General features: G+C 57.7%; 27 protein-coding genes. 25 read left to right on the top strand and 2 right to left on the bottom strand.

What is annotated here, in order from left to right; genetic code table 11:
• Positions 1-13: 13 nt before the first annotated feature.
• The 19 genes from rplN (at position 14) to bfr (ending at position 10,998) form a co-directional block, all read left to right on the top strand.
• On the top strand, positions 14-382 hold the full coding sequence (rplN, locus tag N2A98_RS23955) for a 50S ribosomal protein L14 (protein WP_002555479.1): 369 nt from the start codon (positions 14-16) through the stop codon (positions 380-382).
• Between the two features lie 11 nt (positions 383-393).
• Positions 394-708, top strand: coding sequence for a 50S ribosomal protein L24 (gene rplX, locus N2A98_RS23950; RefSeq protein ID WP_003176416.1), 315 nt, complete (start codon positions 394-396; stop codon positions 706-708).
• Positions 709-730: 22 nt separating this feature from the next.
• Positions 731-1,270: a 50S ribosomal protein L5 gene (rplE, locus tag N2A98_RS23945; RefSeq protein ID WP_003194642.1), complete on the top strand. Its 540-nt coding sequence runs from the start codon at positions 731-733 to the stop codon at positions 1,268-1,270.
• Positions 1,271-1,283: 13 nt separating this feature from the next.
• On the top strand, positions 1,284-1,589 hold the full coding sequence (gene rpsN / locus N2A98_RS23940; RefSeq protein ID WP_003176414.1) for a 30S ribosomal protein S14: 306 nt from the start codon (positions 1,284-1,286) through the stop codon (positions 1,587-1,589).
• Between the two features lie 208 nt (positions 1,590-1,797).
• Positions 1,798-2,190 carry a 30S ribosomal protein S8 gene (gene rpsH, locus N2A98_RS23935; RefSeq protein ID WP_003176413.1) on the top strand — a complete coding sequence of 131 codons (393 nt, stop codon included), beginning with the start codon at positions 1,798-1,800 and terminating at the stop codon, positions 2,188-2,190.
• Positions 2,191-2,202: 12 nt separating this feature from the next.
• Positions 2,203-2,736 carry a 50S ribosomal protein L6 gene (rplF, locus tag N2A98_RS23930; RefSeq protein ID WP_003194640.1) on the top strand — a complete coding sequence of 178 codons (534 nt, stop codon included), beginning with the start codon at positions 2,203-2,205 and terminating at the stop codon, positions 2,734-2,736.
• Positions 2,737-2,746: 10 nt separating this feature from the next.
• Positions 2,747-3,097, top strand: coding sequence for a 50S ribosomal protein L18 (gene rplR, locus N2A98_RS23925; RefSeq protein ID WP_003186037.1), 351 nt, complete (start codon positions 2,747-2,749; stop codon positions 3,095-3,097).
• A 3-nt stretch (positions 3,098-3,100) separates the two neighbouring features.
• On the top strand, positions 3,101-3,601 hold the full coding sequence (gene rpsE, locus N2A98_RS23920; RefSeq protein WP_003176409.1) for a 30S ribosomal protein S5: 501 nt from the start codon (positions 3,101-3,103) through the stop codon (positions 3,599-3,601).
• Between the two features lie 2 nt (positions 3,602-3,603).
• Positions 3,604-3,780, top strand: a complete 177-nt coding sequence (gene rpmD, locus N2A98_RS23915) for a 50S ribosomal protein L30 (protein WP_003176408.1) — start codon at positions 3,604-3,606, stop codon at positions 3,778-3,780.
• Positions 3,781-3,783: 3 nt separating this feature from the next.
• A complete protein-coding gene (gene rplO, locus N2A98_RS23910) occupies positions 3,784-4,221 on the top strand; it encodes a 50S ribosomal protein L15 (RefSeq protein ID WP_003176407.1) in 438 nt (145 codons plus the stop codon).
• Positions 4,222-5,550 (top strand): preprotein translocase subunit SecY, encoded by a 1,329-nt coding sequence (secY, locus tag N2A98_RS23905; protein WP_003194637.1) that lies wholly within the window; start codon positions 4,222-4,224, stop codon positions 5,548-5,550.
• Between the two features lie 28 nt (positions 5,551-5,578).
• A complete protein-coding gene (rpmJ, locus tag N2A98_RS23900) occupies positions 5,579-5,695 on the top strand; it encodes a 50S ribosomal protein L36 (protein ID WP_002555468.1) in 117 nt (38 codons plus the stop codon).
• Positions 5,696-5,824: 129 nt separating this feature from the next.
• Positions 5,825-6,181 (top strand): 30S ribosomal protein S13, encoded by a 357-nt coding sequence (gene rpsM / locus N2A98_RS23895; protein WP_003194635.1) that lies wholly within the window; start codon positions 5,825-5,827, stop codon positions 6,179-6,181.
• 30 nt (positions 6,182-6,211) lie between these two features.
• A complete protein-coding gene (gene rpsK / locus N2A98_RS23890) occupies positions 6,212-6,601 on the top strand; it encodes a 30S ribosomal protein S11 (protein WP_002555466.1) in 390 nt (129 codons plus the stop codon).
• An 18-nt stretch (positions 6,602-6,619) separates the two neighbouring features.
• Entirely contained in the window at positions 6,620-7,240 is a 621-nt protein-coding gene (rpsD, locus tag N2A98_RS23885) for a 30S ribosomal protein S4 (RefSeq protein ID WP_003176404.1), read from the top strand.
• Positions 7,241-7,262: 22 nt separating this feature from the next.
• Positions 7,263-8,264, top strand: coding sequence for a DNA-directed RNA polymerase subunit alpha (rpoA, locus tag N2A98_RS23880; RefSeq protein WP_003176403.1), 1,002 nt, complete (start codon positions 7,263-7,265; stop codon positions 8,262-8,264).
• A gap of 41 nt (positions 8,265-8,305) precedes the next feature.
• Positions 8,306-8,692 (top strand): 50S ribosomal protein L17, encoded by a 387-nt coding sequence (gene rplQ, locus N2A98_RS23875; protein ID WP_003176402.1) that lies wholly within the window; start codon positions 8,306-8,308, stop codon positions 8,690-8,692.
• Between the two features lie 237 nt (positions 8,693-8,929).
• Positions 8,930-10,378, top strand: coding sequence for a catalase (locus tag N2A98_RS23870; RefSeq protein ID WP_047711897.1), 1,449 nt, complete (start codon positions 8,930-8,932; stop codon positions 10,376-10,378).
• Between the two features lie 155 nt (positions 10,379-10,533).
• Entirely contained in the window at positions 10,534-10,998 is a 465-nt protein-coding gene (gene bfr / locus N2A98_RS23865; RefSeq protein ID WP_003176400.1) for a bacterioferritin, read from the top strand.
• A gap of 65 nt (positions 10,999-11,063) precedes the next feature.
• On the opposite strand, the gene uvrA is transcribed toward bfr, so the two are convergent.
• Complete coding sequence (uvrA, locus tag N2A98_RS23860) at positions 11,064-13,898, bottom strand: excinuclease ABC subunit UvrA (protein ID WP_003194630.1); 2,835 nt, start codon at positions 13,896-13,898, stop codon at positions 11,064-11,066.
• 178 nt (positions 13,899-14,076) lie between these two features.
• Here uvrA and N2A98_RS23855 point away from each other — a divergent pair, with 178 nt between their 5' ends.
• From N2A98_RS23855 to tam, 3 genes are all read left to right on the top strand, one after another.
• Complete coding sequence (locus N2A98_RS23855; RefSeq protein ID WP_034133877.1) at positions 14,077-15,471, top strand: MFS transporter; 1,395 nt, start codon at positions 14,077-14,079, stop codon at positions 15,469-15,471.
• 9 nt (positions 15,472-15,480) lie between these two features.
• A complete protein-coding gene (locus tag N2A98_RS23850; RefSeq protein ID WP_003194626.1) occupies positions 15,481-15,996 on the top strand; it encodes a single-stranded DNA-binding protein in 516 nt (171 codons plus the stop codon).
• A 185-nt stretch (positions 15,997-16,181) separates the two neighbouring features.
• Complete coding sequence (gene tam, locus N2A98_RS23845; RefSeq protein WP_044269386.1) at positions 16,182-16,943, top strand: trans-aconitate 2-methyltransferase; 762 nt, start codon at positions 16,182-16,184, stop codon at positions 16,941-16,943.
• 21 nt (positions 16,944-16,964) lie between these two features.
• Here the strand turns inward: tam and N2A98_RS23840 are convergent, their stop codons facing one another.
• Complete coding sequence (locus N2A98_RS23840; protein WP_275622732.1) at positions 16,965-17,528, bottom strand: cysteine hydrolase family protein; 564 nt, start codon at positions 17,526-17,528, stop codon at positions 16,965-16,967.
• Between the two features lie 96 nt (positions 17,529-17,624).
• Here N2A98_RS23840 and N2A98_RS23835 point away from each other — a divergent pair, with 96 nt between their 5' ends.
• The 3 genes from N2A98_RS23835 (at position 17,625) to N2A98_RS23825 (ending at position 20,619) form a co-directional block, all read left to right on the top strand.
• Positions 17,625-18,596 (top strand): GlxA family transcriptional regulator, encoded by a 972-nt coding sequence (locus N2A98_RS23835; protein WP_044269383.1) that lies wholly within the window; start codon positions 17,625-17,627, stop codon positions 18,594-18,596.
• Between the two features lie 168 nt (positions 18,597-18,764).
• The gene (locus tag N2A98_RS23830) at positions 18,765-19,874 is read left to right on the top strand and encodes a DUF3182 family protein (RefSeq protein ID WP_044269381.1); all 1,110 of its coding nucleotides are present in this window, start codon (positions 18,765-18,767) and stop codon (positions 19,872-19,874) included.
• Complete coding sequence (locus N2A98_RS23825) at positions 19,864-20,619, top strand: alpha/beta fold hydrolase (RefSeq protein WP_003194616.1); 756 nt, start codon at positions 19,864-19,866, stop codon at positions 20,617-20,619. Before N2A98_RS23830 ends, N2A98_RS23825 begins: the two co-directional genes overlap by 11 nt.
• Positions 20,620-20,641: the final 22 nt, after the last annotated feature.

The raw sequence follows: 20,641 nt of genomic DNA, 5'->3' as shown, positions 1-20,641 counted from the left end.
TCGGAGAAATTATATGATTCAGACTCAATCCATGCTCGATGTGGCCGATAACAGCGGCGCTCGCCGTGTTATGTGCATCAAGGTGCTGGGTGGCTCCCATCGTCGTTACGCTGGTATCGGTGACATCATCAAAGTTACCGTGAAGGAAGCAATTCCTCGCGGTAAGGTGAAAAAAGGCCAAGTGATGACTGCTGTTGTAGTCCGCACTCGTCACGGCGTACGTCGTGCTGATGGCTCCATTATCCGCTTTGATGGCAACGCTGCTGTTCTTCTGAACAACAAGCAAGAGCCGATCGGCACCCGTATCTTTGGGCCAGTGACCCGTGAACTTCGTACTGAGAAGTTCATGAAGATCGTCTCGCTCGCCCCAGAAGTGCTGTAAGGAGATCCGACATGCAAAAGATTCGTCGTGACGACGAGATCATCGTGATCGCCGGCAAAGACAAAGGTAAGCGCGGTAAGGTGCTTAAGGTTCTCGCTAATAACCGTCTGGTTATCGGTGGTCTGAACCTGGTCAAGCGTCATACCAAGCCTAACCCGATGTCGGGCGTGCAGGGCGGTATCGTCGAGAAAGAAGCTCCGCTGGATGCTTCTAACGTCGCCATCTTCAACGGCGAAACCAACAAGGCTGACCGCGTTGGTTTCAAAGTAGAAGACGGTAAGAAAATTCGTGTCTTCAAGTCGACCCAAAAAGCGGTTGATGCTTGAACACTGCTAGGTAGATTAGACCATGGCACGACTACAAGAGATTTACCGGAAGGAAATCGCCCCTAAGCTTAAGGAAGAACTTAAGCTCGGGAACGTGATGGAAGTTCCGCGCGTCACCAAAATCACCCTGAACATGGGTCTGGGCGAAGCGATCGGCGACAAAAAAGTCATCGAGCACGCTGTTGCCGACCTGGAAAAGATCACCGGTCAGAAAGTCGTTGTGACTTACGCTCGGAAATCCATCGCTGGCTTTAAAGTCCGTGAAGGTTGGCCGATCGGCGTCAAAGTGACTCTGCGCCGTGAGCGTATGTACGAATTCCTGGATCGTCTGCTGTCGATCTCCCTGCCTCGGGTCCGCGACTTCCGCGGCCTGAATGCCAAGTCCTTCGATGGTCGTGGTAACTACAGCATGGGCGTGAAAGAGCAGATCATCTTCCCGGAAATCGACTACGACAAGATCGATGCTCTCCGCGGTCTGGACATCACCCTGACCACCACTGCCAAGAACGATGATGAAGGTCGCGCCCTGTTGCGTGCTTTCAAATTCCCGTTCCGCAACTGATTGGAGTAGGACCATGGCCAAGATGAGCATGAAAAACCGCGAGCTGAAGCGTCAGCTCACGGTTGCCAAGTACGCCAAGAAGCGTGCAGCACTGAAAGCAATCATCGTTGATCTGAACGCAAGTCCAGAAGCGCGTTGGGAAGCTACAGTTGCTCTGCAGAAGCAGCCACGTGACGCAAGCGCTTCGCGCATGCGTAACCGCTGCCGCCTGACCGGTCGTCCACACGGCGTTTACCGCAAGTTCGGCCTCGGCCGTAACAAACTGCGTGAAGCGGCAATGCGTGGTGACGTACCAGGTCTGGTTAAAGCCAGCTGGTAAGTACTTTCAACGTCCGGGTGGTCGGAATCGCAAGATACTGACCACCGGTGACCTTGAATCTGGATCAAGCCCCTTTTGGGGCTTGTTTCATTTCTGGAGTATGTCTAAAATACGCGGCTCGCCTGAGCCCGTGTTTTTTGTGCTCGGAGATTCTCGGCGACATATGTAGCCGCAAGGCTAATTTTTTTGTATTAGGAGCGTCTAGCCCATGAGTATGCAGGACCCGTTAGCGGACATGCTAACTCGTATCCGTAATGCCCAGATGGCTGAAAAGTCCGTCGTAAGCATGCCATCTTCCAAGTTGAAGGTAGCTGTTGCCAAAGTCCTGAAAGACGAAGGCTACATTGCGGGTTATCAGATCAGCAGCGAAATCAAACCACTGCTGTCCATCGAGCTGAAGTACTTCGAAGGCCGTTCGGTCATCGAGGAAGTGAAGCGCGTTAGCCGTCCAGGCCTGCGTCAGTACAAGTCCGCTGAAGATCTGCCGAAAGTTCGTGGCGGTCTGGGCGTGTCTATCGTCTCCACCAACAAAGGTGTGATGACGGATCGTGCTGCGCGCGCTGCCGGTGTCGGCGGCGAAGTTCTTTGCACTGTGTTCTAAGGGGGGATAAGCATGTCTCGCGTCGCTAAGAACCCCGTTAAGCTGCCAGCCGGTGTCGAAGTCAAATTCGCAGGCCAACAGCTTTCGGTGAAGGGTGCCAAGGGTACTCTTGAACTGAACATCCATTCGTCCGTTGAGATCGTTGAAGAAGCTGGTGAGCTGCGTTTCGCTGCTCGCAATGGCGATCAACAAACTCGCGCAATGGCCGGTACCACGCGTGCGTTGGTAAACAACATGGTCCAAGGCGTAAGCCAAGGCTTCGAGCGTAAGCTCCAGCTGGTCGGTGTTGGTTACAAAGCGCAAGCAAAAGGCACGGTTTTGAACCTTGCCCTTGGCTTCTCGCACCCAGTGGATTACGAACTGCCAGCGGGCATCACTGCTGAGACTCCTAGCCAGACCGATATCCTGATCAAGGGCATCGACAAGCAGCTGGTAGGTCAAGTGGCCGCTGAGATCCGCGACTTCCGTCCACCAGAGCCGTACAAAGGCAAAGGTGTGCGCTACGCGGACGAAGTCGTCCGTCGTAAAGAAGCCAAGAAGAAGTAGGGCATAGCAAATGACCGACAAAAAAGTTACTCGACTGCGTCGCGCTCGCAAAGCACGCCTGAAAATGCACGAACTCGAAGTCGTGCGTCTCTGCGTGTTCCGCTCGTCGCAGCACATCTACGCCCAGGTCATCTCGGCCGACGGCAACAAAGTCCTGGCAAGCGCCTCGACTTTGGATAAAGAACTGCGTGATGGTGCCACTGGCAACATCGACGCGGCCACAAAGGTTGGCCAGCTGGTCGCTACGCGTGCTAAGGCCGCTGGCGTCTCGCAAGTGGCTTTCGACCGCTCTGGCTTCAAGTACCACGGTCGCGTGAAAGCGCTGGCTGATGCTGCTCGTGAAGCTGGGCTGGAGTTCTAAGTTATGTCAAATAACGACCAAAAGCGCGACGAAGGCTACATTGAGAAGCTGGTTCAAGTTAACCGCGTAGCCAAAACCGTTAAAGGCGGCCGTATCTTCACTTTCACCGCGTTGACCGTGGTGGGTGATGGTAAAGGGCGTGTTGGCTTCGGCCGTGGCAAGTCACGTGAAGTGCCTGCTGCGATCCAGAAGGCAATGGAAGCTGCTCGTCGCAACATGATCCAAGTTGATCTGAACGGCACCACTCTGCAGTACGCAATGAAGTCCGCTCACGGCGCTTCGAAGGTGTACATGCAGCCTGCTTCTGAAGGTACCGGTATCATCGCTGGCGGCGCTATGCGTGCTGTCCTCGAAGTTGCTGGCGTTCAGAACGTTCTGGCCAAGTGCTACGGCTCGACTAACCCGGTAAACGTGGTTCACGCCACTTTCAAGGGTCTGAAGGCTATGCAATCTCCTGAGTCCATCGCTGCCAAGCGTGGTCTGACTGTCAAGGAGATCTTCTGATCATGGCTACCGTTAAAGTAACGCTGATCAAAAGCATGACCGGCCGCATCCCTAACCACAAATTGTGCGTTAAAGGTTTGGGTCTGCGTCGCATCGGTCACACTGTAGAAGTCCAGGATACTCCCGAGAATCGCGGGATGATCAACAAGGCTTACTACATGCTGCGTGTAGAGGGTTAATCGATGAAACTCAATGATCTGAGTCCAGCGCCGGGTTCCCGTCGCGAAAAGCATCGTCCGGGCCGTGGTATCGGTAGTGGTTTGGGTAAGACCGGTGGCCGTGGCCACAAGGGTCAAACCTCCCGCTCCGGTGGCACCATTGCTCCAGGCTTTGAAGGCGGTCAACAGCCGCTGCATCGTCGCCTGCCTAAGTTCGGTTTCGTATCCCTGAAAGCCATGGACCGCGCAGAAGTGCGTCTGTCCGAGCTGGCTAAAGTGGAAGGCGACATCGTTACTGTGCAGACCCTGAAAGATGCCAACGTGATCAACGTCAACGTACAGCGTGTGAAAATCATGCTGTCCGGTGAAGTGACTCGCGCTGTCACTATCGGCAAGGGAATCGGCGCCACCAAAGGTGCGCGTTCGGCTATCGAAGCAGCTGGCGGCAAGTTCGAGGAATAAATGGCTAAGCAAGGTGCTCTCTCAGCGCTCGGCAAAGGCGGTATGTCTGAACTTTGGGCTCGTCTGCGTTTTCTGTTCCTGGCGATTATCGTCTACCGAATAGGCGCACACATCCCGGTTCCAGGTATCAACCCGGACCGACTCGCAGACCTGTTTCGACAGAATGAGGGGACCATTCTTAGCTTGTTCAACATGTTTTCCGGCGGCGCGCTGGAGCGGATGAGCATCTTTGCACTGGGGATCATGCCGTACATCTCGGCATCGATCATCATGCAGCTGATGACAGCCGTCAGCCCGCAGCTGGAGCAGTTGAAGAAGGAAGGTGAAGCTGGCCGTCGCAAGATTAGCCAGTACACCCGCTACGGCACTGTCGTCCTCGCCCTGGTTCAAGCTATCGGCATGTCCGTTGGCTTGGCCGGGCAGGGCGTTGCGTTCACTGGTGACTTTGGCTTCCATTTCGTCGCAGTATCCACGTTTGTGGCTGGTGCGATGTTCATGATGTGGCTGGGTGAGCAGATTACTGAGCGTGGTGTTGGCAACGGTATCTCGATGTTGATTTTCGCAGGTATCGTCGCCGGTCTTCCGAGAGCAATCGGGCAGTCTTTCGAGTCTGCGCGTCAGGGTGATATCAATATCTTCGCCTTGGTTGCCATCGGTTTGCTGGCAGTAGCGATTATCGGTTTTGTGGTGTTCATTGAGCGTGGCCAGCGTCGTATTGCTGTTCACTACGCCAAGCGTCAGCAGGGCCGTAAGGTCTTTGCTGCGCAGACCAGCCACTTGCCGCTGAAAGTGAATATGGCCGGTGTTATTCCGGCAATTTTCGCGAGCAGCATCTTGCTGTTTCCGGCTTCGTTGGGTACCTGGTTTGGTCAGTCTGAAAATATGGGCTGGCTGCAGGACCTCTCTCAGTCGATCGCTCCTGGTCAGCCGTTGAATATTCTGCTGTTTAGTGCAGGGATTATTTTCTTCTGCTTCTTCTATACGGCGTTGATGTTCAATCCGAAAGACGTAGCGGAAAACCTGAAGAAGTCCGGTGCCTTTATTCCGGGCATCCGTCCAGGTGAGCAGTCGGCACGCTACATTGATGGCGTTCTGACTCGTTTGACCCTGTTCGGTGCTCTATATATGACGGCCGTGTGTCTGTTGCCCCAGTTCCTGGTGGTTGCAGCAAACGTTCCGTTCTACCTTGGCGGGACCTCGTTGCTGATCGTGGTCGTGGTTGTGATGGACTTCATGTCCCAAGTACAATCGCACCTCGTTTCGCACCAGTACGAATCCCTGATGAAGAAAGCCAACCTGAAGGGCTACGGCAGCGGCATGTTGCGCTGAGTACCCCATAAGGTTCGAGGAGTTGGTGATGAAAGTTCGTGCATCGGTGAAAAAGCTGTGCCGTAACTGCAAGATTATTCGCCGCGAAGGTGTTGTTCGAGTAATTTGCAGCGCGGAACCGCGTCACAAACAGCGCCAAGGCTGAGTGTGATCCGCTTGAAGCCCGGCAGCTAGTGCGCTGCCGGGTTGATTATTTGTTATTACAGCGATATTATCTCGCGCCCTATTTCTTGGCTTCCGGGGCGTAGGTAGCTGTCAATTGGAGTCCCACTGAATGGCCCGTATTGCAGGCGTTAACATTCCAGATAACAAGCACACTGTTATCTCGCTGACCTACATCTATGGTGTTGGTCGCACTACTGCGCAGAAAATTTGCGCGGTCGCTGGGGTAAACCCAGCCGCTAAGATCAAGGATCTGAGCGACGAGCAGATTGAACAGCTGCGTGGCGAAGTGGCGAAGTTCACCACTGAAGGTGACCTGCGTCGCGAAATCAACATGAAAATCAAGCGTTTGATGGACCTCGGTTGCTATCGCGGTCTGCGTCATCGTCGTGGTCTTCCAGTACGCGGTCAGCGTACCAAGACTAACGCGCGTACCCGTAAAGGTCCGCGTAAGCCGATCCGCAAGTAATCGCCCCAGCGAATCGACAGGAAAATTATCATGGCAAAACCTGCTGCTCGTCCTCGTAAAAAAGTTAAAAAGACAGTGGTTGATGGCATCGCCCACATCCATGCATCTTTTAACAACACCATCGTGACCATCACCGACCGTCAAGGTAACGCGCTTTCTTGGGCTACCTCCGGTGGTTCGGGTTTCCGCGGTTCCCGCAAGTCCACCCCGTTTGCTGCTCAAGTAGCTGCTGAACGTGCTGGTCAAGCTGCGCTGGAATATGGCCTGAAAAACCTCGACGTTAACGTCAAAGGTCCAGGTCCAGGTCGTGAGTCTGCTGTCCGTGCTTTGAACGGCTGTGGCTATAAGATCGCCAGCATCACCGACGTGACGCCAATCCCGCACAACGGGTGCCGTCCGCCGAAGAAGCGCCGCGTGTAATCCAGGAGATTGTAAAGAATGGCTCGTTACATTGGTCCAAAATGCAAACTCGCTCGTCGCGAAGGCACCGATCTCTTCCTGAAGAGCGGCGTGCGCGCGATCGAATCGAAGTGCAACATTGAAGCAGCACCTGGTATCCACGGCCAACGCCGCGGTCGCCAGTCCGACTACGGCACCCAACTGCGTGAAAAGCAGAAGGTCCGTCGTATCTACGGCGTTCTCGAGCGTCAGTTCAGCGGCTACTACAAAGAAGCTGCTGGCAAGAAAGGTGCAACCGGTGAAAACCTGCTGCAACTGCTCGAATGCCGTCTGGACAACGTTGTATACCGTATGGGCTTTGGTTCGACTCGTGCCGAATCCCGTCAGCTGGTATCGCACAAGTCGATCAGCGTTAACGGTCAGACCGTAAACGTTCCGTCCTACCAGGTTCGTGCTGGTGACGTGGTCGCAGTTCGCGAGAAAGCAAAAAACCAACTTCGCATTGTCCAAGCTCTCGATCTGTGTGCCCAACGTGGCCGCGTAGAATGGGTAGAAGTAGACACTGAGAAGAAGTCGGGCGTTTTCAAGAACGTTCCTGCTCGCAGTGATCTGTCCGCCGACATCAACGAAAGCCTGATTGTCGAGCTCTACTCCAAGTAAGGGCTAGAAAATAGGTGCATCCATGCAGATTTCGGTAAATGAGTTCCTGACACCCCGCCACATTGATGTGCAGGTTGTCAGTCCAACCCGCGCCAAAATTACTCTCGAGCCTCTCGAGCGTGGTTTTGGCCACACCCTGGGCAACGCGCTGCGCCGCATCCTGTTGTCCTCAATGCCCGGCTGTGCAGTAGTCGAGGCCGAGATTGACGGTGTGCTCCACGAGTACAGCGCCATCGAAGGTGTACAGGAAGACGTAATTGAAATCCTGTTGAACCTTAAAGGTCTGGCTATCAAGCTGCACGGCCGTGACGAAGTTACGCTGACCTTGTCGAAGAAGGGTTCGGGGGTGGTTACCGCTGCCGATATTCAGCTGGATCATGATGTCGAGATCGTTAACCCCGATCACGTAATCGCTAACCTGGCGTCTAACGGCGCCCTGAACATGAAGCTCACTGTAGCTCGTGGTCGTGGTTATGAACCGGCCGACTCGCGTCAGAGCGATGAAGACGAAAGCCGCAGCATTGGTCGCTTGCAGCTTGACTCTTCGTTCAGCCCGGTTCGCCGTATCGCATACGTGGTGGAAAACGCCCGTGTCGAACAGCGTACTAACCTGGACAAGCTGGTTATTGATCTGGAAACCAACGGTACCCTGGATCCTGAAGAGGCTATCCGCCGCGCTGCAACCATTCTGCAACAGCAGTTGGCTGCGTTCGTCGACCTCAAAGGTGACAGCGAACCAGTGGTAATCGAGCAGGAAGACGAGATCGATCCGATCCTGCTTCGCCCGGTTGACGATCTGGAACTGACTGTACGTTCGGCTAACTGCCTTAAGGCGGAAAACATTTACTACATCGGTGACCTGATCCAGCGCACCGAAGTAGAACTGTTGAAGACTCCGAACCTGGGCAAGAAATCCTTGACTGAAATCAAGGACGTTCTGGCCTCCCGCGGTCTGTCCCTCGGCATGCGCCTCGACAACTGGCCGCCTGCAAGTCTTAAGAAGGACGACAAGGCGACTGCCTGATCGTCGTAATCACCGAACGTGAGTTTGGTAAGGAATGAACCATGCGTCATCGTAAAAGTGGTCGTCACCTGAGCCGTACCAGCTCGCACCGCAAGGCCATGTTCCAAAACATGGCGGTGTCGCTGTTCGAGCACGAGCTGATCAAAACTACACTGCCGAAAGCTAAAGAACTGCGTCGCGTTGCTGAGCCGCTGATCACTTTGGCCAAGACAGACAGCCTGGCTAACCGCCGTCTGGCTTTCGACCGTACTCGTTCGAAAGCTATCGTTGGTAAGCTCTTCAACGACCTGGGCAAGCGTTACGCTACCCGTGAGGGTGGCTACCTGCGCATCCTCAAGTGCGGTTTCCGCGCTGGCGACAACGCGCCTATGGCGTACGTCGAGTTGGTTGATCGTGCTACTGCCGGCGAAGCTGTAAGCGCCGAGTAAGACGACAAGCTGCAACGAAAAACCGGGCCTAGTGCCCGGTTTTTTGTGCGCGTAACAAAAGCGTGCTGCGTACAAGAATCCTCAAGCGACACGCCTCACTATGAGCGTTGGGTATGTTGGTAGTTATTTTCTATTGAAGCCTACAATTTAATGAATTTGTAGGTGTCATGTGGATGGTCAATACTCCCTCCAAGCCGATTAGCCGGCAGTTCAAAGCCCGACCTGAGGAAGATGCGCATGAGCCAGAATAAAGTCCTTACCACCGCCAGCGGCGCGCCCGTTGCGGACAATCAGAACTCACGTTCCGCCGGCCCACGTGGCCCATTGCTGCTCGACGATTTCCACCTGATCGAGAAGCTTGCTCACTTCAACCGTGAAAATATCCCTGAGCGTCGCGTGCACGCCAAAGGTTCGGGTGCCTTCGGTACCTTCACGGTGACAAAAGACATTACCCAGTACACCAGCGCCAAGTTGTTCGAGTCCGTTGGCAAGCAGACGCCTACGTTCCTGCGTTTTTCCACCGTAGGCGGTGAGCGTGGTTCGGCTGATACTGAGCGCGATCCACGTGGCTTCGCCTTGAAGTTCTACACCGAAGAAGGCAACTGGGACATCGTCGGTAACAACACCCCGGTGTTCTTTATCCGTGACCCGCTGAAATTCCCGGACTTTATCCACACCCAGAAGCGTCTGCCGCAAAGCAACCTGAAAAGCGCACAGATGATGTGGGATTTCTGGTCGCACTCCCCGGAGGCGCTGCACCAAGTCACCATTCTGTTTTCGGACCGTGGCATTCCAGACGGCTACCGTCACATGCACGGTTTCGGCAGCCACACTTACAGCCTGATCAACGCCCAGGGCGAGCGTCATTGGGTGAAGTGGCACTACAAGACCAAGCAAGGCATCAAGAACCTGGCGCCGGCCGAGGCTGCCCGCTTGGCGGGTACTGATCCTGACTACGCCCAGCGCGATCTGTTTGGCGCAATCGAGCGCGGTGACTTCCCCAAGTGGCGCGTGTGCATCCAGATCATGACCGAGGCCCAGGCGAACGCCCATTACGAGAACCCGTTTGACGTGACCAAGACCTGGTCGCAAAAAGAATTCCCGTTGATTGAAGTGGGTGAGTTGGAGCTCAATCGTAATCCGCAGAACTACTTCGCCGAAGTCGAGCAGGCCGCATTTGGCCCAAGCAACATGGTCCCAGGCGTTGGCCTGTCGCCCGACCGTATGCTGCAAGGTCGGGTTTTTGCCTACGCCGATGCGCACCGCTACCGTGTGGGCACCAACCACCAGCAACTGCCGGTGAACGCGCCACGTAGCCCGGTTAACAGCTACCAGCGTGACGGCTCAATGGCTTTTGGCAGCAATGGTGGGGCGGCTCCGAACTACGAGCCAAACAGCTACGCCGACGCACCGAAACAAGCTCCGCAATATGCAGAGCCAGCATTGGCCCTGAGCGGCGCCGCTGATCGCTACGATCATCGCGAAGACACGGACTACTACAGCCACGCCGGTGCGCTGTTCCGTCTGATGAATGACGAGCAAAAAGCGTTGCTCACCAATAACATCGCCGGTGCAATGGGGGGCGTTTCCAGCGACGTGGTCCAGCGTCAACTGCAGCACTTCTATAAAGCCGACCCGGCTTATGGAGAAGCAATCGCAAAGGCACTGGGTGTATCGCTTAACTGACTCTAAACGATAAGCAGAACCGCCCTCATTTGGGCGGTTTTTGCGTTATTTCAGCTACTTTTCTCCGGAAATCTTCACTTTTATGCCGTTTGTCCCGTGACCTTCAAGTCAGCATGGTTCAAACTACAGCCTTTCAAGCAGGGAGATGTAGGGCGATGCAAGGTCACCCCGACGTAATCGATTACCTCAACACGTTGCTGACGGGCGAACTGGCAGCTCGTGACCAATATTTCATCCATTCGCGTATGTACGAAGACTGGGGCTTTACCGAGCTCTACGAGCGTATCAACCACGAAATGGAAGAAGAGGCGCAGCACGCTGATGCCCTGATGCGCCGCATTCTGATGCTCGAAGGCACGCCGCGTATGCGTCCTGATGATCTGGATGTGGGTACCACAGTGCCTGACATGCTCGCTGCCGATCTTCGCCTTGAGTACAAGGTCCGTGCCGCACTCTGCAAGGGCATCGAGCTTTGCGAGCAGCACAACGACTATGTCACCCGGGAAATACTGCGGGTGCAGTTGAATGACACCGAAGAAGATCACACCTACTGGCTGGAAAAGCAGTTGGGCCTGATCAAGCTGATCGGCCTGGAGAATTACCTGCAATCGCAGTTCTGATTCCCGGTTACAAAAAAGCCCCTGTTACTGCAAAGTGACAGGGGCTTTTTATTGGGCCTGAAAAATCAGGCCCGGTCGCGTTCCAGCAACGGTTTCAAGTAGTAACCGGTATGCGACTGCGGCATTTCGGAAACCTGCTCCGGAGTGCCCACTGCGATAATCTGGCCACCCTTCGAACCACCTTCCGGCCCCAGGTCTACCAGCCAGTCGGCAGTCTTGATCACATCAAGGTTGTGCTCGATCACCACCACGGTATTGCCGTGGTCTCGCAGGCGGTGCAGTACGTCCAGCAACTGCTGAATATCCGCGAAGTGCAGGCCGGTGGTCGGCTCGTCGAGGATGTACAAGGTTTTGCCGGTATCGCGCTTGGACAGCTCGCGAGACAGCTTGACCCGCTGCGCCTCGCCACCCGACAGCGTGGTCGCTGATTGCCCCAGCTTGATGTACGACAGGCCCACATCCATCAGCGTCTGCAGCTTGCGCGCCAACGCCGGCACCGCGTCGAAGAACTCGCGAGCTTCCTCGATGGTCATTTCCAGGGTCTCGTGGATGCTCTTGCCCTTGTACTTGATCTCCAGGGTCTCGCGGTTGTAGCGCTTGCTCTTGCACACATCGCACGGCACGTAGATGTCCGGCAGGAAGTGCATCTCCACCTTGATCAGGCCATCGCCCTGGCACGCTTCACAGCGGCCACCCTTGACGTTGAACGAGAACCGACCCGGCCCATAACCCCGTGAGCGCGACTCTGGCACGCCAGCGAACAACTCGCGGATAGGCGTAAACAGCCCGGTGTAGGTGGCTGGGTTTGAACGCGGCGTACGTCCAATCGGGCTCTGGTCGATGTCGACCACCTTGTCCAGATGCTCCAGGCCCTTGATGCTGTCGTGGGCCGCTGCTTCCAGGGTGGTCGCGCCGTTCAGGGCGGTAGCACTCAGGGGGAACAGGGTGTTGTTGATCAGCGTCGACTTGCCCGAACCGGAAACACCGGTCACGCAAGTCAGCAGGCCCAGCGGAATCTCCAGGTCGACATTGCGCAGGTTGTTGCCGCGCGCGCCCTTGAGGTGTAGCGCCATCTTCTTGTTGCGCGGTGTGCGCTTGGCGGGCACTTCAATCTTCACACGGCCGGACAAGTATTTGCCGGTCAGTGAATCAGGATGTGCCATCACCTCGGCAGGCGTGCCTTCAGCAACGATATGGCCACCATGCACGCCCGCGCCGGGGCCGATATCGACCACGTAGTCCGCCAGGCGGATAGCGTCTTCATCATGCTCGACCACGATCACGGTATTGCCGATATCGCGCAGGTGTTTCAGCGTGCCCAGCAGGCGGTCGTTATCCCGTTGGTGCAAGCCAATCGACGGCTCGTCGAGGATATACAGCACGCCTACAAGGCCCGCGCCAATCTGGCTGGCCAGGCGAATACGCTGTGCCTCACCACCAGACAAGGTATCGGCGCTGCGGTCCAGCGACAGATAGTCCAGGCCCACGTTGACTAGGAACTGCAACCGCTCGCGAATTTCCTTGAGGATCTTATCGGCAATTTCTCCACGACGACCGGTCAGCTTCAGCACGCCAAAGTATTCACAGGCATCGCCGATCGGCAGGTTGGTCACTGCCGGCAGGGTCTTCTCGCCCACCCATACATGTCGGGCTTCACGGCGCAGGCGCGTGCCACGGCAATCCGGACATGGCTGCGTACTGAGGAACTTCGCCAGCTCCTCGCGCACGCTCGCCGATTCGGTTTCGCGGTAACGGCGTTCCAGGTTTGGCACGATGCCTTCGAACGGGTGCGAGCGCTTGACGATATCGCCGCGGTCGTTCAGGTATTTGAAGTCGACATTCTGCGAACCGCTGCCATTTAGAATGACCTTCTGCTGGTCTGCCGGGAGTTGGTTGAACGGTACTTCCAGGCTGAACTTGTAGTGGGAGGCCAACGACCCAAGCATCTGGAAGTAGTAGACGTTACGCCTGTCCCATCCACGTATCGCACCCTCGGCCAAGGTCAGTTCGCCATTGACCAGGCGCTTGATATCGAAAAACTGCTTCACACCCAGGCCGTCGCAAGTCGGGCAGGCGCCGGCCGGGTTGTTGAAGGAAAACAGTTTGGGTTCCAGCTCGCTGATGGCATGGCCACAGATCGGGCAGGCGAAGCGTGCGGAGAAGATGATCTCTTCGCCCGGCTCGTCATCCATCGGTGCTACCAGGGCAATGCCATCGGCCAGCTTCAGCGCGGTTTCGAACGATTCCGCCAAACGCTGCTGCAAGTCGGCGCGCACCTTGAATCGGTCGACCACCACATCAATGGAGTGCTTTTTCTGCTTGTCCAGCTTCGGCGCTTCGTCCAGCTCATAGAGCTTGCCGTTGATGCGCGCACGCACGAAGCCCTGGGCACGCAGTTCTTCGAAGACCGACAGGTGTTCGCCCTTGCGCTCGCGAATGACGGGCGCCAGCAGCATCAGCTTGGCGCCTTCGGGCTGGGCCAGCACCAGGTCGACCATCTGGCTGACGGTCTGGGCTTCCAAGGGGATATCGTGGTCCGGGCAACGGGGGATACCCACGCGCGCGTACAGCAGGCGCAGGTAGTCGTAGATCTCGGTAATGGTACCCACGGTAGAGCGCGGGTTGTGGGACGTGGACTTCTGCTCGATGGAAATAGCCGGCGACAGGCCTTCAATGGTGTCGACATCGGGCTTTTCCATCATCGAGAGGAACTGCCGGGCGTAGGCCGACAGCGATTCCACATAGCGACGCTGACCTTCGGCATACAGCGTGTCGAACGCCAGGGACGATTTGCCGGAGCCGGACAAGCCGGTGATGACGATCAGTTTGTCCCGGGGCAGGGTCAGGTCGATGTTCTTCAGGTTGTGGGTTCTAGCCCCACGAATCAGGATCTTGTCCAAGATGGCCTCGCACGGCGGGCGTAAATGATGCCGGAGTATACGGCTAAAGACTGGATGAATATACACTGTCAAAACGCCGCTTGCAGCCTTACATGAAAGCTGCGCGGCAAAGCGCCGCATATACCCTCTCAATCGATGGGACTGGTAGAATCGCCGCCGGTTCACACGAGGTTTTTCCATGCACGATCCCCACAGCGAACGCATGAGTAGCGGCGAGACCCGAGCGGCAAGCGGTCTGGCCCTGGTGTTCGCCTTCCGTATGCTGGGCATGTTTATGGTGTTGCCGGTGCTGGCCACCTATGGGATGGATCTCGCAGGGGCGACCCCCGCCTTGATCGGCCTGGCGATTGGCGCCTATGGCCTGACCCAGGCAATTTTCCAGATCCCGTTCGGGATTATTTCCGACCGCATTGGCCGTCGCCCGGTGATCTATCTCGGGCTGATCGTATTCGCCCTTGGCAGTGTGCTAGCGGCCCAGTCCGATTCGATCTGGGGCGTGATCGCCGGGCGCATCCTGCAGGGCGCCGGTGCGATTTCCGCCGCCGTGATGGCGCTGCTCTCGGACCTGACCCGCGAACAACACCGCACCAAGGCCATGGCGATGATCGGCATGACCATCGGCCTGTCGTTTGCCGTGGCCATGGTGGTCGGCCCCTTGCTCACGCGTGCGTTCGGCTTGCATGGGCTGTTCCTGGCCACGGGCGGCATGGCGTTGTTTGGCATCCTGATCGTGGCGTTTATGGTGCCGCGCTCCACCGGCACCCTGGCGCACCGTGAATCGGGCGTTGCACGCAAGGCGTTGCTGCCGACGCTCAAGCACCCGGACCTGCTGCGTCTGGATTTAGGTATCTTCGTATTACACGCCATGCTGATGTGCAGCTTCGTCGCCTTGCCCCTGGCCCTGGTGGAAAAAGCCGGGCTGCCCAAGGAACAGCACTGGTGGGTCTACCTCACTGCGTTGTTGATTTCGTTCTTCGCCATGATCCCGTTCATCATCTATGGCGAGAAGAAACGCAAAATGAAACGAGTTTTACTCGGCGCCGTCGCGACATTGATGCTCACTGAACTATTCTTCTGGCAGTTCGGCGACAGCCTGCGCGCACTGGTGATCGGCACGGTGGTGTTTTTCACCGCGTTCAACCTGCTCGAAGCGTCGTTGCCGTCGCTGATCAGTAAAGTTTCACCGGCGGGCGGTAAGGGCACGGCCATGGGGGTGTATTCCACCAGCCAGTTCCTGGGCTCCGCGTTGGGCGGCATCATGGGCGGCTGGATGTTCCAGCATGGCGGTTTGTCGGTTGTGTTCCTCGGATGCGCCGCGCTGGCTGCACTTTGGCTGGTCTTTGCTGTTACCATGCGCGAACCTCCCTACGTCACCAGCCTGCGTTTGCCGCTATCGCCCGAGGCGATCCGCGAAGCCGGCCTGGTCGAGCGCCTGAAGGCCGTGGTAGGGGTAACGGATGCAGTGGTGGTCGCTGAAGAGGCGGCCATTTACATCAAATTGGACACCGAATTATTGGATCGCGCGACGCTCGAGCAACTGGTCAACCCAGTGCCGACAGCGCGCCCAGCCTAGGAGAACGTTATGGCCCGTGGGGTTAACAAAGTCATATTGGTCGGTACTTGCGGCCAGGATCCCGAAGTTCGCTACTTGCCTAACGGTAATGCTGTGACCAACCTGAGTCTGGCGACCAGCGAGCAATGGACCGATAAGCAGACCAACGAGCGCAAAGAGAAAACCGAGTGGCACCGCGTGTCGTTGTTCGGCAAGGTCGCAGAGATCGCCGGTGAATACCTGCGCAAAGGTTCGCAGGTGTACATCGAAGGCAAACTGCAAACCCGTGAGTGGGAAAAAGACGGCATCAAGCGTTACACCACCGAAATCGTGGTCGACATGCAAGGCACCATGCAACTGCTGGGCGGCCGTCCACAGGGCGACCAACAGGGCCAGGGCGGCATGTCCAACTCGGCACCGCGCCCACAGCAGTCGCGTCCGCAGCCAAGCCAACAGCCACAGCGTGAGTCGCGCCCAGCGCCACAACAGGCTGCTCCGCAACCGGCTCCGGATTTCGACAGCTTTGATGACGATATCCCGTTCTAAGGTCCAAGACCGACCCTGAACAAACAAAACCCCCGATAGCGAAAGCATCGGGGGTTTTTTATGGGCAATGCCCAGGTGTCGGTGCACGGGATGCCTTTGTGCAAACAGCACACCAACCCCGACATTTGTTCTCATGGCCCACAAGATTTAGGCTGTCGTCACCTCTAGCAAGAAGGAAGGCTGTGATGACCTGGTCCGCCAAGCAGTACACGATGTTCGAACAGCAGCGCACTCGCCCCGTCCGTGACCTGGTGGCAGCCATTCCCAACATCGACGTGACCACCGCCGTCGACCTGGGATGCGGGCCGGGGAACTCCACCGAAGTACTGGCCGAGCGTTTCCCCCAAGCGCACGTCACGGGCATGGACAGCTCCGATGACATGTTGGTAGACGCACGCAAGCGCCTGCCCAGGTTGAACTTCGAGCTGGCAGACATCGGCGCCTGGCATCCGGCGCAACGCTTGGATGTGATCCTGGCCAATGCCTCGCTGCAATGGCTGCCCGACCACGCCACGCTGTACCCGCACTTGGTCCACCAACTGAACCCAGGCGGTACGCTGGCGGTGCAAACCCCGGACAATCTGGACGAGCCCGCCCATCGCCTGGCCCGTGAAGTTGCGGCCGATGGCCCATGGGCGGCAAAGATAGGGGCGGTCAAACACAATGAGCGGCACACCGCCAGTTACTACTACGAACTGCTGAGCAAGCACTGCAGTACCGTGGATGTGTGGCGCACCACCTATCAGCACCCGTTGGCGGACCACGCGGCGGTGGTGGAGTGGTTCAAGGCTTCGGCATTGCGGCCTTTTCTTGCGCCGTTGACCGACGATGAAAAAGCCGCCTTCCTGCAGCAATACCAGGCGCGAATTAGCCAGGCTTATCCAGCCCTAGCTGATGGCACGGTGTTGTTGCCCTTTCCGCGCCTGTTCATCATTGCCACACGCTGAAGCGATCAGCCCGGGTGGCGGTCACGCGGCCGCTGCTGGGGCCTTCAAATATTCCTCTGCCGACACCACACCCGCATAGCCAAAGGCCAGGGAGGCCATGTACGCGCCGTGTACCTGCGCTGCCGGAATCACCTGGCCGTTGAACTCCTGGTCACGGGTCGCGCAGGCATCATGAATCACCGTAACCTTGTAGCCCAGGTCCGCCGCTGCCCGCACCACGGCGTCAACGCACATATGGCTCATGCTGCCCACTACCACCACGTCGGTGATGCTGCGCTGTTCCAGCAGTTCGCGCAGGTTGGTTTGGCGAAACGCATTCACGAAGTGTTTGAGTACCACCGGCTCATCGCCCTCGTTGATTACCTTGGCATGCAAGTGCGCGCCTTCGGAGCCCGGGGTGAAGAAGGGTGCGTCGTCGCCGGCGAACTCATGGCGTACATGGATCACCGCATCGCCTGCTTGCCGAAACGCCTGTAGCACCTGCGCCGCCTTGTCCGCTGCGGCTTCCACGCCGTCGAGCGGCCACTTGCCCTGGGGGAAGTAGTCGTTCTGGATATCGATTAGGATGAGCGCCTGCTTGGCCATGTGTGTTGCCTCGTGATGGGTTGATGGGCCTAGTATCTTATCTGGCGATCACACCGAGAATTGGCTGCACCGACAATAACAGGGGGAAAACTGACAATGGCCGCGCAACGCAGCACTGTCGAGCTGGGTGTGTTGATCTACCAGGGCGCGCAACTCGCCGCAGTCCACGGGCTGACTGACCTGTTCGGGGTCGCCAACCGCATCGCCGCCGAGCATGAATCTGCGCAACTGCCGCTGCTGCGGGTCAGCCACTGGCAGGTAGATGCCCACGGCACGCCCGCGCGCACGTTCGACAGCCATCCCGGCCCCGACCAACCGATGATGGCCGTGCTGGTGCCACCCTCGATTGCCGAGTTCACCGAAGACCAGGCGCCGCCTGCACTGCTGCAATGGCTGCGCCAGCAACATGCGGCCGGCACCGTGCTGGGCGGTGTGTGCATCGGTTCGATCATGCTGGCGCGCAGCGGCTTGTTGGATGGTCGCAGCGCCACCACTCACTGGTCTTCCGCGAAGTCCTTTGCGGCCAGTTACCCGGCGGTGCGCCTGGAAGCGGATAAACCCATTGTCGATGACGGCGACCTGATCACCTCCGCTGGGCTGATGGCCTGGTCCGAACTGGGCCTGCGCCTGGTCGACCGCCTGATGGGCCCGAGCGTTGCAGCCGACACGGCGCGTTTTCTGGTGATCGAACACAGCGCCAGTGCCAGCCAGTGCGGTAGCAACTTTGCGCCGATTCTCAGGCATGGTGATGGTGCGGTTCTCAAGGTCCAGCATTGGCTGCAGGCCAGTGGCGCGGTGGATGTGTCCGTGGCGGCGATGGCGCAGGAGGCCAACCTGGAGGAGCGCACGTTCTTGCGGCGATTTCGCAACGCCACCGGGTTGAAACCCACCGAGTACTGCCAGCACCTGCGGGTCGGCAAGGCACGGCAGATGCTGGAGTTCACCAACGGCACGATCGATCACATTGCCTGGACCGTGGGCTATCAGGACCCCAGCGCCTTTCGCGCCATTTTCAAGAAAATCACCGGGCTGTCCCCCAGCGATTACCGCAACCGTTTTGGGGTTTGAATCGTGCAGAACGCCGCAGGGTTAACTTAGGGTCGTGCAGAATAAAACAGGCTAACGGCCATCACTTCTTGCGCAACTGATTGATTTTACGGCCATCCCCGCAAACCCTATGTTGGCCTGATCCATGCAGCCCTCCTGCTACACAACGGCTGATAGAAAGGGGAACGCATGACCCCCATAAGTCGCAAGAAGCTGGTGGTCGCCCACTCCATGCGAGAAGGCGCGCCCCTGCATGAAATTGAAACCAACCGTGCACTCGCACGCTGGCTGGCGCAGATCCTGGGGCTCAAGTTCGGTGGTAGCTACGACCCGGCCCTGCATGCGGGCCGGGAATTGTACCTGCTGCCCACGCAAACGCTGGTCGGACCTGCCCAAGCGCAACGGCTCAATATCAAAGGGCCACAAGATCTGTGGGGCGGCTATGTCGATCACGCTTTCATCTGCACCAAAGCCATCAGTCACGGCCTGCTGAGTCCCGAGGCCAAGGCGCCCGAAGGCTGGTCGCCGACATTCTGCGAGCGTGTGCGTGACGTGGTGTTGGACGGCGTGAGTGTGTTCGCCCTTGAGGATGCACGGCCTGCCGCGACCCGCTTGCTCTACAGCGGCCCGATTCGTCTGAAACCCGTAAATGCCTGTGCAGGGCGGGGGCAGGAAGTTATCCACAGCCTGGATGAATTCGACGCGATAGTGGCCCGCCCGGAAGCGGCCCGAATGTTCAATCAAGGCGTGGTGCTGGAACAAGACCTGCACGAGGTGGTCACCCATAGTGTGGGCCAGAGTTTTATCGGCGATCACCTCTTCAGCTACTGCGGCGAGCAGCACCTGACGCAAGACGGGCAGGGCGAAGAGGTCTACGGCGGTTCCGATCTGCTGGTCGTCCCCGGTGATTACGCAGCCCTGCTCAAACTGGATCTGCCTGAAGACGTGCGTAAGGCTATCGAACAGGCGCTGGTTTTTGACCGAGCCGCGAATGAAGCCTACCCAAGCTTCTTCGCCTCGCGCCGCAACTACGACATCGCCCAAGGCCTGGACAGCACAGGCCAGCGCCGCAGTGGCGTGCTCGAACAATCCTGGCGCATGGGCGGGGCCAGTAGCGCGGAAGTCGCGGCGCTGCAGAGCTTTATCAACCACCCGGGCCTGAAGGCCATCCGTGTGTCCTCGGTAGAAACCTATGTAGACCAAGCGCTGCCGGCGGATGCCATCGAGGTATACCGAGGCCCGGCCGAGAACAGCGACTTTCTACTCAAGTATGTGACGGTCCAGACTTATGACGGCTAGAAGCGAGAGCATCAGCATTGATATAGACGACGAACAAATGAGCGGGACCTTCCTCAGCCCCAAGTCCAAAGTGCCCGGTGTGTTGTTCGTGCACGGTTGGGGCGGTAGCCAGGAGCGCGACCTGGAGCGAGCCAAAGGTATCGCAGGCCTTGGGTGTGTGTGCCTGACTTTCGACCTGCGTGGCCATGCTGGCACCGGCATCCCCTTGTCCCGCGTCACCCGCGAAGACAACCTGCGCGACCTGCTGGCTGCCTACGACCGCCTACTGTCCCACCCGGCGATCGACACCTCGGCGGTGGCAGTGGTGGGCACCAGTTATGGCGGCTACTTGGCGGCGATCCTCACCTCGTTGCGCCCGGTACGCTGGCTGGCGCTGCGAGTGCCGGCACTGTATCGCGACCAGGAATGGCTCAAGCCCAAGCGCGATTTGGACAAAGCCGACCTGATGGATTACCGCGGCACCCTGGTGCACGCCGAAACCAATCGGGCCCTGCATGCCTGTGCGCAATTTACCGGCGATGTGCTGATTGTCGAGTCGGAAACCGACGACCATGTGCCCCACGCGACCATCATGAGTTACCGTGCGGCGTGCCAGCAGACCCATTCCCTGACCCACCGCATCATCGACGGCGCCGACCATTCCCTGAGCGACCCGGTGTCGCAACAGGCGTACACCTCGATACTGGTGGACTGGATTACCGAGATGGTGGTGGGGGAGCGGTTGAGCATCATTCAGGCCCGATAGTCGTTGCCCTTGTGATCGCTAT

This window comes from Pseudomonas sp. FJ2-5-13, assembly GCF_029201605.1.
Taxonomy (GTDB): Bacteria; Pseudomonadota; Gammaproteobacteria; order Pseudomonadales; family Pseudomonadaceae; genus Aquipseudomonas; species Aquipseudomonas lactis.
Note: the sequence above shows the minus strand (reverse complement) of the source record. Positions and strands in the feature narration are given on the sequence as shown.

Bases quoted from the DNA above. Each gene is read 5' to 3' on its own strand.
- rplE (WP_003194642.1), top strand. From the start codon at position 731: ATGGCACGACTACAAGAGATTTACCGGAAGGAAATCGCCCCTAAGCTT.
- rpoA (WP_003176403.1), top strand. From the start codon at position 7,263: ATGCAGATTTCGGTAAATGAGTTCCTGACACCCCGCCACATTGATGTG.
- N2A98_RS23850 (WP_003194626.1), top strand. From the start codon at position 15,481: ATGGCCCGTGGGGTTAACAAAGTCATATTGGTCGGTACTTGCGGCCAG.
- rpsD (WP_003176404.1), top strand. From the start codon at position 6,620: ATGGCTCGTTACATTGGTCCAAAATGCAAACTCGCTCGTCGCGAAGGC.
- N2A98_RS23840 (WP_275622732.1), bottom strand. From the start codon at position 17,528: ATGGCCAAGCAGGCGCTCATCCTAATCGATATCCAGAACGACTACTTC.
- rpmD (WP_003176408.1), top strand. From the start codon at position 3,604: ATGGCTACCGTTAAAGTAACGCTGATCAAAAGCATGACCGGCCGCATC.
- bfr (WP_003176400.1), top strand. From the start codon at position 10,534: ATGCAAGGTCACCCCGACGTAATCGATTACCTCAACACGTTGCTGACG.
- rpsN (WP_003176414.1), top strand. From the start codon at position 1,284: ATGGCCAAGATGAGCATGAAAAACCGCGAGCTGAAGCGTCAGCTCACG.
- secY (WP_003194637.1), top strand. From the start codon at position 4,222: ATGGCTAAGCAAGGTGCTCTCTCAGCGCTCGGCAAAGGCGGTATGTCT.
- rplQ (WP_003176402.1), top strand. From the start codon at position 8,306: ATGCGTCATCGTAAAAGTGGTCGTCACCTGAGCCGTACCAGCTCGCAC.
- rpsH (WP_003176413.1), top strand. From the start codon at position 1,798: ATGAGTATGCAGGACCCGTTAGCGGACATGCTAACTCGTATCCGTAAT.
- rplN (WP_002555479.1), top strand. From the start codon at position 14: ATGATTCAGACTCAATCCATGCTCGATGTGGCCGATAACAGCGGCGCT.
- rpsM (WP_003194635.1), top strand. From the start codon at position 5,825: ATGGCCCGTATTGCAGGCGTTAACATTCCAGATAACAAGCACACTGTT.
- N2A98_RS23825 (WP_003194616.1), top strand. From the start codon at position 19,864: ATGACGGCTAGAAGCGAGAGCATCAGCATTGATATAGACGACGAACAA.
- tam (WP_044269386.1), top strand. From the start codon at position 16,182: ATGACCTGGTCCGCCAAGCAGTACACGATGTTCGAACAGCAGCGCACT.
- N2A98_RS23870 (WP_047711897.1), top strand. From the start codon at position 8,930: ATGAGCCAGAATAAAGTCCTTACCACCGCCAGCGGCGCGCCCGTTGCG.
- N2A98_RS23835 (WP_044269383.1), top strand. From the start codon at position 17,625: ATGGCCGCGCAACGCAGCACTGTCGAGCTGGGTGTGTTGATCTACCAG.
- rpmJ (WP_002555468.1), top strand. From the start codon at position 5,579: ATGAAAGTTCGTGCATCGGTGAAAAAGCTGTGCCGTAACTGCAAGATT.
- rplR (WP_003186037.1), top strand. From the start codon at position 2,747: ATGACCGACAAAAAAGTTACTCGACTGCGTCGCGCTCGCAAAGCACGC.
- N2A98_RS23830 (WP_044269381.1), top strand. From the start codon at position 18,765: ATGACCCCCATAAGTCGCAAGAAGCTGGTGGTCGCCCACTCCATGCGA.
- rplF (WP_003194640.1), top strand. From the start codon at position 2,203: ATGTCTCGCGTCGCTAAGAACCCCGTTAAGCTGCCAGCCGGTGTCGAA.
- N2A98_RS23855 (WP_034133877.1), top strand. From the start codon at position 14,077: ATGCACGATCCCCACAGCGAACGCATGAGTAGCGGCGAGACCCGAGCG.
- rpsE (WP_003176409.1), top strand. From the start codon at position 3,101: ATGTCAAATAACGACCAAAAGCGCGACGAAGGCTACATTGAGAAGCTG.
- rplX (WP_003176416.1), top strand. From the start codon at position 394: ATGCAAAAGATTCGTCGTGACGACGAGATCATCGTGATCGCCGGCAAA.
- rpsK (WP_002555466.1), top strand. From the start codon at position 6,212: ATGGCAAAACCTGCTGCTCGTCCTCGTAAAAAAGTTAAAAAGACAGTG.
- rplO (WP_003176407.1), top strand. From the start codon at position 3,784: ATGAAACTCAATGATCTGAGTCCAGCGCCGGGTTCCCGTCGCGAAAAG.